Annotated in this window: 8 protein-coding genes, 1 rRNA gene and 2 riboswitches; all 9 genes read left to right on the forward strand. The window is 39.5% G+C overall.

Annotated elements, in window-relative coordinates; all coding sequences use genetic code 11:
* Positions 1-254: 254 nt before the first annotated feature.
* Entirely contained in the window at positions 255-1,196 is a 942-nt protein-coding gene (locus V7108_RS24760) for an AAA family ATPase (protein ID WP_420489021.1), read from the forward strand.
* A 1-nt stretch (position 1,197) separates the two neighbouring features.
* Positions 1,198-2,415 carry a DUF58 domain-containing protein gene (locus tag V7108_RS24765; RefSeq protein ID WP_335510656.1) on the forward strand — a complete coding sequence of 406 codons (1,218 nt, stop codon included), beginning with the start codon at positions 1,198-1,200 and terminating at the stop codon, positions 2,413-2,415.
* On the forward strand, positions 2,412-4,610 hold the full coding sequence (locus V7108_RS24770; protein ID WP_335569693.1) for a DUF4129 domain-containing transglutaminase family protein: 2,199 nt from the start codon (positions 2,412-2,414) through the stop codon (positions 4,608-4,610). Before V7108_RS24765 ends, V7108_RS24770 begins: the two co-directional genes overlap by 4 nt.
* A 32-nt stretch (positions 4,611-4,642) precedes the next feature.
* A riboswitch (purine riboswitch) is annotated at positions 4,643-4,744 on the forward strand.
* A 138-nt stretch (positions 4,745-4,882) separates the two neighbouring features.
* Positions 4,883-6,403: a glutamine-hydrolyzing GMP synthase gene (gene guaA / locus V7108_RS24775; RefSeq protein WP_335510675.1), complete on the forward strand. Its 1,521-nt coding sequence runs from the start codon at positions 4,883-4,885 to the stop codon at positions 6,401-6,403.
* Positions 6,404-6,510: 107 nt separating this feature from the next.
* A riboswitch (purine riboswitch) is annotated at positions 6,511-6,612 on the forward strand.
* Between the two features lie 104 nt (positions 6,613-6,716).
* Positions 6,717-8,042: an NCS2 family permease gene (locus V7108_RS24780; RefSeq protein ID WP_335569694.1), complete on the forward strand. Its 1,326-nt coding sequence runs from the start codon at positions 6,717-6,719 to the stop codon at positions 8,040-8,042.
* Between the two features lie 149 nt (positions 8,043-8,191).
* Positions 8,192-8,677 carry an ABC transporter permease gene (locus V7108_RS24785; RefSeq protein ID WP_335569695.1) on the forward strand — a complete coding sequence of 162 codons (486 nt, stop codon included), beginning with the start codon at positions 8,192-8,194 and terminating at the stop codon, positions 8,675-8,677.
* An 88-nt stretch (positions 8,678-8,765) separates the two neighbouring features.
* Positions 8,766-9,608 carry a glucose PTS transporter transcription antiterminator GlcT gene (gene glcT, locus V7108_RS24790; RefSeq protein ID WP_335569696.1) on the forward strand — a complete coding sequence of 281 codons (843 nt, stop codon included), beginning with the start codon at positions 8,766-8,768 and terminating at the stop codon, positions 9,606-9,608.
* 188 nt (positions 9,609-9,796) lie between these two features.
* Positions 9,797-11,866 (forward strand): glucose-specific PTS transporter subunit IIBC, encoded by a 2,070-nt coding sequence (gene ptsG, locus V7108_RS24795; RefSeq protein WP_335569697.1) that lies wholly within the window; start codon positions 9,797-9,799, stop codon positions 11,864-11,866.
* Positions 11,867-12,213: 347 nt separating this feature from the next.
* Positions 12,214-12,283 (forward strand): 16S ribosomal RNA (locus V7108_RS24800); the annotation flags it as partial.

The following is a 12,283-nucleotide window of genomic DNA, read 5'->3' on the forward strand; positions in this document are numbered from 1 at the left end:
ATTATTCATTCCTTTCAACGTAACGTTTTATTATTCTGCCATACTAGGTTATGCGAAGGAAGATAAGGGAGTGTAGGTCAACCTTTGAAAAGGTTCTTCTTATTTATTTGGTATTATTGACCTGCTAAATATTGGAATTATCGAAGATTGCGCGAACTTTTTACAGGAATTTAACAGAAGAAAATAGAATATAAAGATATAATGTGTCTTAAGTCGGTAACTCATAAGGAGGATGTAGCGTGGCTCGTGATCAAATGAACCCTACGATAGAGAAAATTCTATTAAACATTGAAAAGGTTATGATTGGAAAAAGAAATGTAGCAGAGCTCAGTCTCATTGCCTTATTGGCAGAAGGTCATGTGCTTTTAGAGGACGTGCCAGGCGTTGGAAAAACGATGATGGTGCGAGCACTGGCAAAGTCTGTTAATGCTAACTTCCGTAGAATACAGTTTACACCTGACCTATTACCATCCGATGTGACTGGTATATCGATATACAATCCAAAGGAAATGGAGTTTCAATTCCGACCTGGGCCGTTAATGGGGAACATTATCCTAGCAGATGAAATTAACCGGACCTCGCCAAAGACTCAGTCTGCACTCCTTGAAGGGATGGAGGAAGCAAGTGTCACCATAGATGGTGTCACACATCGTCTTCAAAAGCCATTCTTTGTCATGGCCACACAAAATCCTATTGAATATGAAGGTACATATCCGCTGCCAGAAGCACAGCTGGATCGCTTTTTATTGAAAATGAAAATGGGCTACCCAGAAATGGATGAAGAGATAGAAGTCTTAAATCGAGCACAAAAGGTTCCTCCGATTGAAGATCTTTCTCCAGTCGTTGATCTCGAAGGTTTAAGGGCCTTGCAGCAAGAAATTAAAGATGTATATGTGGACCGAACCATTAAACAGTATATTGTTGATATCGTCAGCCTGACCAGAAATTTTCGAGGAGTCTATCTTGGGGCCAGTCCACGGGGATCGATTGCCTTGATGAAAGCGGCCCAAGCCTATGCTTATATGTATGGCCGTGATTATGTGCTGCCTGATGATATTCAATATTTAGCACCATATGTTCTATCACATAGGATTATCTTGAAATCTGAGGCAAAGTTTGAAGGGATTACACCTGAAGAAATCGTTAATCGAATCATTGCAAGAATTCCTGTTCCGGTACAAAGGCTTGTGAAGTAGCATGAAGAAATTGTGGATTCCCTTCAAAAAAGTATGGAGGTTCGTTGTCTTACTCTTTTTGATTGTGCTTACTTTTTCGTATGCAATGTTTCAAGGCGGATTTGTAAGCTGGTTCTTATTCTATAGCTTTTTACCTTTTGCCTTATATTGTATGGCCTTATCGTTCTATTCCTTGAATGAGTTAGAAATTACACGCCAACTGCCTAAAACAGATTACAACGCAGGTGAGCCCTTAAAGGTAATAGTAAATGTGAAGAGGAACTCTAGGTTCCCGATCTTTTATTTTCTTATTGAGGACCAACTGGATGAAGTCCTTATGCATACTAGGCAGACAAAGAAGGCTAAAGCATTAGTCATTCCTGGATTTAAGAAGGAATTTTTCTATGAATATGTCATTGATGAGCTTCCGCGGGGAGAGCATATTTTCCACAGCTTTCTTGTTCGCACCGGTGACATTCTTGGCTTAATTGAAAAAGAAAAACCTCATAAAAATGAAAGCAAGATCATTGTTTATCCTGCCTATACGGAGCTGCTTTACCGCCCCTTTGAAACCCATTTTGATCAAGGGATGACTGCCTCAAGAGAAAGGGTTCAGCGTGATACATCCATGGCGATTGGGGTTAGGGATTACCAGCCAGGGGATCGTTTTTCCTGGATTAACTGGAAAGCTTCTGCTAAAAGAAACGAAATCATGACAAAAGAATTTGAGCAGCGTCAATCCCATGATGTTTTTGTTGTGATGGATTGTGTCCCTGATAAGAATTTTGAAGTGTTGGTTTCCTTCACAGCTTCTTTATTGCGTTCGGTACTGAAGAAAGGGGCACAAATTGGACTCTTAACCTTCAGCCGGGAAAGGGCATTATTTCCGATAAAAGGTGGAGAAAATCAACTGCAGGAGCTTTTTTTTCATCTGGCTAGAATCGAAGCAAAAAGTCCAACCTCGTTCGACAAGGTGTTAGAGACGGAGGGAATGTTTGTTCAACAAACCGTTTCCTTCTTATTAGTAACATCCAAATTAACAAAACCTTTAATTGAAAAAGCAGGTTTTCTTGGACATAGAAAAGGTAAGATTACGCTTTTCCTGATTAAAGGGGAAAAAGAAGCTCCTACTCAGGAGGAAAGATCAATGATTGCATTGGCTAATGCAAGAAATGTGCGTGTGCTTATGATTCATGAAGGAGAATTTGCGTCAGCCTTTTCGGAGGTGCAGGTACCATGAAACGAGACATTCAATCTTTTCTTTTATATCTGTTCGGATTTTTGCTGTTATGGGAATGGTTACGTCCGGTAGAACAATTAACGAAGACAAACCATATTGAAATGTTTATTATTTTTATCCTGCTGTCATTTGCAGTCACCTTCTTAAGGCTTAGGTGGATTTGGCGTACGATTTTGAAACTATGGTTCATTCTATTTTCCCTAAATCAATTTCATTATCAAGATGGCTTCTTCCAGTTGGGCTGGCTGTCTTCCTTATTTGGTGAATTAACCAATAATTTCGGAATGATTTTTGCTCAAAATTGGGCGGGATTAACAAATGTATTTCGCACCTTACTATTTTTCATTCTGCTATGGTTAATGGTTTACTTGGTCCGCTATTGGCTATTAAATCGAAAGAGGATCTTTATCTTTTTCTTTATGACACTTATTTATATAACTGTTTTGGATACATTTACACTATATAGTGCCAATGTAGCGATCGTTCGGACCGTTATTGAAGGTTTTGCTGTCATGGGGATGTTAACTTATTTCCGGATTTTGGCTAAGGAAAATGTTACAAGTGATTCATTGATAACGCGCAAATGGATGAGACCATTAGTGCTCATGATTGTTTTTAGCGTTATAGTTGGAATTATTTCCCCTAAATTCGCACCCATTTGGCCGGATCCTGTTCCCTTTCTTAAGGCGGCGGCTGATAAAGGCGGAGAGGATAAAGCAGGCACAGGTGTTGGGAAAGTCGGGTATGGCGCAGATGATTCCCAATTGGGCGGGCCTTTTATTGGGGACGACAGTGTTGTGTTTCAGAGTGAGGCCGTTGAAAAGAATTACTGGAAGGTAGAGACAAAGGACCATTATACCGGAAAAGGATGGATTCCTTCCGGCTCAACGCTTTTGCGATTTGGTGGAGATGAAGTCATCCCTGTCTTTCCTATCCATTCAAGGGTAGAAACCCGGGATGAAAGTGCAGCGTTACACCATTTTATGGATTATACGCATCTAATTTATCCTGCTGGTATTCAAAGAGTTCAATTTGAACGAAGTTATGATTTGGAAATGGATTCGACCAAGGAGAAAATCATCATTTTAGGCTTTGACTCTACTCCTATCGCACCTGATTCCTATACCGTTCAGTTTAAGGTTCCGAAATATAAGGCAAGTGATTTAAGGCAGACAAGTGTTGTGGACCTTGAACAAATAAACACGGATTTTATTAGAAAATACACACAGCTGCCTGAAAACCTTCCTGAGAGAATTAAAGAATTAGCGGAAACGATTACGGCAGGGGAAACAAATTGGTTTGATAAAGCCAAAGCGGTGGAGAGGCATTTCAGTAGTTCTGTATTCACCTATGACCAGACAAATGTCGCGGTCCCGGGGGAAAATGATGATTATGTAGACCAATTTTTGTTTGAAACGAAAATAGGTTATTGTGATAACTTTTCCACTTCAATGGCTGTTCTGCTTCGCTCCATCGGAATCCCAACACGTTGGGTTAAAGGATATACAGGCGGTGAGTTTCTCAAATACAGTGATGATGAACGGCAGAGGCCTATTTATGAAGTAACTAATAATAATGCCCATTCCTGGGTAGAAGTTTATTTCCCTAACCAAGGATGGGTTCCGTTTGAACCAACGAAGGGCTTTACGAACAATGTATCTGTTGATTTTACAAATGAAGACGGAACACCTGCAGCTGCCGAAACGACTGCCCCTGTGACACCAGTGCCGAAGAAGGATTTGGAGGAAAATAGCAGCAAATCAAAGGAAAGTGATACATCCTTTACATTCAATGGTATCTGGCTTAGCATCATAACCTTTTTAGATCAACATTGGAAATGGATTCTCCTTTCGTTTGTAATGGCAGGCGGGGCAGTTGGCATTATGTACAGGATTCGTGGAAAATGGATCCCGTATCTTTATTTAGTGCAATTCCGCCTGAAAAAGAAGGATGAAAATATCGGAAAGGCCTATCTGGTTCTATTAGGCCAATTAGAGCGTTATGGTCTTAAGCGTAAGGAGGACCAGACACTAAGAAATTATGCTCGATATATTGATACCTTCTTTGCCTCGAGAGAGATGTCCAAGCTTACAGACAGATATGAGCAATACCTCTATCATCAGAAACTCCCTGAGGGAAGCTGGATGGAGTCACGGGAATTATGGGAAAATTTAATTAAAAAGACAATAGCTTGACCGGTAAAACCACCTATTGTTACAATAAGCTGTAAAATTAATCTTAATACCTTCATATATCCTCGAAAATAGGGTTCGAGAGTTTCTACCGGGTCACCATAAAAGACCTGACTATGAAGGCAGAATTTTCTGTTATAGCTATTGTAAGAATGCTAGAATTCTGCCTTCCTGTTTTATTTGGGGAGGAGAATTCTAGTTTTTTTTTGTTTTTTTGAGTAAATACTATTAGTACTATTTTGGAAGAGGTGGCCATATTGACAGGTACGCAGGATATGATTGTAGTTTTAGACTTTGGAAGCCAATACAACCAGTTGATTACACGCAGGATTCGTGAGTTTGGTGTATACAGCGAACTTCATCCGCATACGATTACAGCAGAGGAAATTAGAAAAATGAATCCTAAAGGAATCATATTTTCAGGCGGTCCTAATAGTGTATATGATGAGGGCTCTTTCCGCTGTGATGAGGAAATTTTTGAAATGGGTCTGCCTATTTTAGGGATTTGCTACGGAATGCAATTAATGACTGTTCACTTTCAAGGGAAAGTTGAAAAAGCGAAGAATCGTGAATATGGGAAAGCAGTAATGAACCTTCAAAATCAAACGAAGCTTTTCCATGACATGCCTGACGAGCAAGTAGTCTGGATGAGCCATGGTGATTTGGTTGTCGAAGCGCCGGCAGGCTTTACTGTTGACGGCACAAACCCACATTGCCCTATCGCGGCAATGAGTGACGAAGCAAGGAAACTTTATGCAGTGCAATTCCACCCGGAAGTTCGTCATTCCGTATATGGCAATGAGCTGCTTAAGAATTTTGTTTTTAATGTGTGCGGATGTAAAGGCGATTGGTCTATGGGGAACTTCATTGAAGTGGAAATGGCCAAAATCCGTGAGCAAGTTGGCGATAAAAAAGTACTTTGCGCTCTCAGCGGCGGAGTAGACTCATCCGTTGTAGCTGTGCTTATTCATAAAGCAATCGGTGATCAACTAACCTGTATATTTGTGGATCATGGTTTGCTTCGTAAGAATGAGGCTGAAAGTGTAATGAAGACCTTTGCTGAAGGTTTCCATATGAATGTGATTAAAGTCGATGCCAAAGATCGGTTCATGTCAAAATTAGAAGGCGTCTCTGACCCAGAGAAGAAACGTAAAATCATTGGCAATGAATTCATTTATGTATTTGATGATGAAGCGACAAAACTTGAAGGAATTGATTTTTTAGCGCAAGGAACGCTGTATACCGATATCATTGAAAGTGGCACAGCAACGGCACAAACCATTAAATCGCATCACAATGTCGGCGGATTACCAGAAGACATGCAATTTAAACTTATTGAACCATTGAATACTTTGTTTAAGGATGAGGTCCGTGCAGTAGGAACAGAGCTTGGAATTCCAGATGATATTGTTTGGAGACAGCCATTCCCTGGACCAGGTCTAGGAATTCGTGTCTTAGGCGCAATTTCTGAAGATAAACTCGAAATCGTCCGCGAATCTGACTGGATTCTCCGTGAAGAAATTAAGAAGGCTGGACTTGATCGTGAAATCTGGCAATACTTTACCGTGCTTCCTGATATTCGCAGTGTAGGTGTAATGGGAGACGCACGCACATATGATTATACCATTGGTATCCGTGCTGTTACTTCTATTGACGGAATGACATCTGATTGGGCACGTATCCCATGGGATGTACTTGAAGTCATCTCTACTCGAATTGTAAATGAAGTAGCACATGTTAACCGTGTGGTCTATGACATAACTAGTAAGCCGCCTGCAACGATTGAGTGGGAATAAAATTTAAAATAATAGTTCTAAAAGCGAACGTTTTTTAATATATTTTTAAAAACGTTCGCTTTTTATATTTACAAAGAAGTTGATCCCTGATAATATAAAGAAGAAGTAAATAATTTGTCGATTTAACTCGTATAATATTGGGGATATGGCCCAAAAGTTTCTACCGAGCCACCGTAAATGGCTTGACTACGAGGCAGTGTTAAACAGGGAATAATTTCCTTATCTTACACTTGCCCCAAGTCAAGCGTTCCGGTAGATGTCGGAGCGTTTTTTTGTTTTTATTATAGATAGATTCCTAGGGGGTAATAAACAGATGCAGAAGTATTTTATGTTTAAAGAATTAGGGACGAATTATCGCCGTGAGATAATTGGCGGTGTGACCACCTTCTTGGCAATGGCCTATATATTAGTGGTAAACCCGCTAACATTGACACTATCAAGTGTACCGGATTTACCAGATTCCATGCGGATGGATTATGGGGCAGTCTTTGTAGCGACAGCATTGGCTGCGGCGATTGGTTCCATTATTATGGGACTTCTAGGAAAATTCCCAATTGCCTTGGCACCTGGGATGGGATTGAATGCCTTCTTTGCTTTTACAGTAGTGTTAGGGAGCGGCATTCCATGGCAGCATGCATTAGGTGCGGTATTCATTTCCGGTGTGTTTTTCTTTTTATTAACATTAACAGGTTTACGTGAGAAGCTCATCAATGCGATTCCGATTGAGTTAAAGCACGCGGTTGGTGCTGGTATAGGTTTATATATTACGTTTATTGGCTTGCAGAGTGCAGGTATTGTAGTAAACAATGATGCAACCCTAGTTGGATTGGGTGATTTGACTGCCGGACCAACTTTACTTGCTATTTTCGGGATCATTATTACGGTTATTATGATGACTAGAGGAATTAATGGCGCGGTATTTTTCGGAATGATTATTACTGTTATCGTAGGAATGATTTTTAACTTAATCGACACTCCAGACAAAATCGTCGATAGTGTTCCAAGTTTAGCACCTACATTTGGAGCTGCGTTTTCTTCCTTAACTGAAAGTTCGTTCTATACAATGACTATGCTCGGAGTTATCTTAACTCTATTGTTTGTCGACTTCTTTGATAATGCTGGAACACTAGTTGCAGTAGCAAATCAAGCAGGTATGATCAAAGACAATAAATTACCTCGTGCAGGCAGGGCATTAATTGCTGATTCAGTAGCAACAACTGTCGGAGCTGTCCTTGGTACATCAACAACAACATCTTATATTGAGTCATCTGCAGGGGTAGCAGCGGGGGCTAGGACTGGTTTTGCTTCACTTGTTACAGCAGCATTATTTATTCTTTCGCTGTTTTTCTTCCCGTTATTATCAGTTGTTACCGCGCCAGTTACTGCACCAGCCTTAATTATCGTTGGCGCATTGATGGTTGCTTCCTTAGGGAAAATTGAATGGACAAAATTTGAAGTGGCTGTACCTGCTTTCCTAACTATGATTGCTATGCCTTTGACATATAGCATTGCTACAGGGATTGCCATTGGGTTTATCTTTTACCCAATTACCATGATTGTAAAAGGACGTATGAAGGAAATTCACCCAATCATGTACTTCTTCTTCGTGATTTTCGTTCTATACTTCTTATTTTTATAATTGAGATGAAAGAGTCTGTGATAATCACAGGCTCTTTTTCTTGCTGTGAAGTACTTCACAAAATACTCTTATTTTTCACAATAAATAATCAGGATTTCCAATTTATTACTGTGTGACTATAGATATAAGAAGGTGAACGGGAAGGAGCGTTGAACAGGCTGATGACCACTCCAGCTAAAAAGTTTCGGATCGTTTTTGGGTATCTGATTGCTTATTTCTTAATGGGATGGATTCAGTTCGCAGTATTAATGGCAGCAATGAATATCTTGTTTGATACACAGTGGGGGAACTTAACATATCTGATTCCTTTTGCTTCATTGGTGATAGTATGTGTGGTTGGTTTTGGTCTAATGATCGCAGGTGTTGTTAAAACGAAACAACAAGCAGGTGCAATTGGGGCTGTTCTAGTGGTAAGTACGTGTATGCTCGGCGGTGTATATTGGTCGATTGAACTAGTTCCAGAGTTTATGCAAAAAATAGCTTTGGCTGTTCCCCAAAGCTGGGCGATGTCAGGTTTTAAAGAAATTATCAGTGGCAGCCTCCATTTCACTACCCTTCTCATGGATACGCTGGCATTGGTCGGATTTACGGCGGTTTTCTTTTTAATCGCGATAAGAGGAATTACATACAAGTAGGGGGCCTGTCGACTCTTGTCGTTGACTTCTTGTTTTGTCTCTTATAACATGGGTAATATAGCAGTTGGGACGAATGGAGAAGAAGGTTATGGCAAAGCTGTTAATTGATAAGGTGTTAAATAACAATGTTTTGATTGCTGAACACCCTTCCTATGATGAAGTTGTTTTAATCGGAAAAGGAATTGGCTTCAATCGGAAACGTGGAGAATTTATTGAAACACAATCGGTTGAAAAGCTTTTTGTATTGAAAAACGAAAAAGAGCAGCAGAATTATATTAAATTACTTCCATTTATTGATAATGATTTACAAGAAGTCATTATTTCTGCGATAAGCCTAATTAAACAAAAGACAAATGCCCGTCTGGATGAACATATTCATGTTGCCTTAACAGACCACTTGATGTTCGCGGTTACAAGGGTAGTGAAAGGGATGGAAATTAGTAATCCATTTCTTATCGAGACGAAAACGCTTTATCGGCATGAATATGAAATTGCGGCAGAGGTAATTGAATTAATACGTGAAAAAACGGGGATCTCGCTTCCTGTGGGGGAAATTGGGTTTATCGCTCTGCATATTCATAGTGCGATGACAAATAGGCAATTATCCGAAGTAAATCAGCATTCGCAGCTGGTCAGCAGGCTTGTGAAAATGGTAGAAGAGCAATTTGATATTGTTATCGATAAAGAAGGTATTGATTATATGAGATTGGTTCGTCACTTGCGCTTTACGATTGAGAGAGTCGTAAAAGGGGAGAAAGTAGAGGAACCAGAAAAAATATCTTCCCTATTGAAACAAGAATATCCAGTATGCTATAATCTCTCATGGAAGCTCATTAAGATAATGCAACAAACCCTAAAAATGAAAGTATTTGACGCGGAGGCAGTCTATCTAACGATGCATTTGCAGCGAATACAGAAAAAATTTAAATAGTTATTAATTTTTTACGTGTTACTGATTCGATCAGGCATGAGTGAAAAGATTAATTGAAACCAAGACTTACGGGTAGTCTATACCTGTAGTCTGATTCAATTGAACTTTTACTCATGCCTTTTTTGTGTTTCTTGGAGGATAAATGAAAACGCTTAATGAGCAATATAAAATATTTGGAGGTTCTTAATATGTTTAAAAAAGCTTTTGGTGTTTTGCAAAAAGTTGGTAAAGCATTAATGCTGCCAGTTGCACTTTTGCCAGCGGCTGGAATTTTACTTGCGTTAGGAGCAGCGCTTTTAAACCCAGCGCTATTAGACCTAGCGCCATTCTTAGATAACAGTACAGTTAGAATGATTGCGTCTGTTATGCAGAATGCCGGGAATATTATCTTCGGGAACTTACCGCTCTTGTTTGCGGTGGGTGTTGCTGTAGGTTTAGCTGGCGGTGAAGGAACAGCAGGTCTGGCTGCCATTATCGGTTACTTAGTCATGAATGTAACGATGGGTACAGTATTGGGTATTACTACTGAAGATGTCAATGGTCTAAGTTATGCAAGTGTACTTGGGATACCTACTCTTCAGACAGGAGTATTTGGTGGTATTATCGTCGGTATATTAGCAGCAGCGATGTACAATAAATTTTTTGAAATTGAATTACCATCTTATTTAGGATTCTTCGCTGGAAAACGTTTTGTGCCAATTATTACTGCAGCATCTGCTCTTGTTTTAGGGGTTTTGATGATTTTCATTTGGCCGTCAATTCAAAATGGTCTAAATGCTTTCTCGCAAAACATGGTGCATGCTAACTTAACGATTTCTGCTTTCATTTTCGGAGTAATTGAACGATCATTAATTCCATTTGGTTTACACCATATTTTCTATTCTCCATTCTGGTATGAATTTGGAGAATATGTTACAAAGGCAGGAGAAGTAGTTCGTGGAGATCAACGTATCTTCATGGCACAAATCACAGATAATGTTCAAAATCTAACTGCCGGAACATTTATGACAGGTAAATTCCCATTCATGATGTTTGGTTTACCTGCAGCGGCATTAGCGATTTATCATGAAGCGAAGCCAGAAAAGAAAGTTATAGTAGGAGGATTAATGGCATCGGCTGCCTTAACCTCTTTCTTAACAGGTATTACGGAACCGCTTGAATTCTCATTTTTATTCGTAGCACCAATTTTATTTGGTATCCATGCCATTTTTGCAGGGTTATCATTTATGATCATGCACCTGTTAGATGTGAAAATCGGGATGACTTTCTCAGGCGGATTAATTGACTACATTTTATTTGGTCTAATTAACCCGCAAACCAATGCATGGATTGTTATTCCTGTGGGTCTCGTATTTGCAGTCGTTTATTATTTTGGATTTAGATTTGCGATCCGTAGATTTAATTTAAAAACACCAGGGCGTGAATTAGAGGAAGAGGAAAATCAAGCTCCAACCGGAAAAGCGGGTTCAGGTGATTTAGCATCTAACATTTTGGAAGCAATGGGCGGGAAGGAAAATATTGCTCACTTAGACGCATGTATTACCCGTCTCCGTGTTTCGGTTAATGATATTAAAGATGTAGATAAGGGCCAGTTGAAAAAGCTGGGTGCAGCAGGTGTTCTAGAAGTAGGAAACAATATACAAGCAATCTTCGGACCACGCTCAGAAACGATTAAGGGACAAATGAAAGATATAATAGAAGGAAAAAAACCACGGAGCACAGTGAAACCGCCGGAAAAAGGTGTGGAACAGCAAATTGAGGAAATTAATCCTGAAGCACTTCAAACTATACGAAGTACAGAAGATGAAGGATTTATGGCGCCGCTAAAAGGGGAATTAAAACCAATTACAGAAGTTCCTGATCAAGTGTTTGCAGGGAAGATGATGGGGGACGGCTTTGCGATAGTTCCTTCAGAAGGAACTATTGTATCACCGGTCAAAGGAAAAATCGTTAACTTATTCCCAACTAAGCATGCAATTGGAATTCTTTCAGATGCTGGACGAGAAATTCTTATCCATGTTGGAATTGATACAGTCAATCTTAAAGGTCAAGGGTTTGAAACGTTGGTTTCGGAAAATGACATTGTCGAACAAGGCCAGCCTTTACTTAAAGTAGATTTAGATTATATTAAGGAACACGCAACATCAACAATTACACCGATTGTCTTTACAAATTTGGCTGAAGGCGAAAAGGTAGTGATTGAAAAGCCTGGACATGTAGATTTGAAACAAGGAGGAATTATTAAGATCACCAAATAAAGGTGAAGCCGACCTAAAGTAGTGGGTCGGCTTTTTTCTTTCTATATATATGCGTCCGAAGCAAAACTTAAAGTTTATTAAAATCTTTATTGACCTTCTTTGGGAATGGTGTTATTATATTTGAGCGGCGTTAATAACGAATTAACATACATTGATGTTAATAAGTTTTTTACAAAAAGATGTTGACGCCAAGTCAACAAAATGATATAGTAATAGAGTTGCTTCTGAACGAAGTGTTCATGAGGTGAAATTGTTCTTTGAAAACTAAACAAACAAGAACGTCAACAAACAATTTTTTAGCTTTTAATAAAAGCTAAGCCAACGTAACAAAATGAGCTATATCAACTTTCTTGGAGAGTTTGATCCTGGCTCAGGACGAACGCTGGCGGCGTGCCTAATACATGCAAGTCGAGCGAA

The sequence above is a fragment of the Neobacillus vireti genome (genome assembly GCF_036962345.1).
Taxonomy (GTDB): domain Bacteria; phylum Bacillota; class Bacilli; order Bacillales; family Cytobacillaceae; genus Neobacillus; species Neobacillus vireti_A.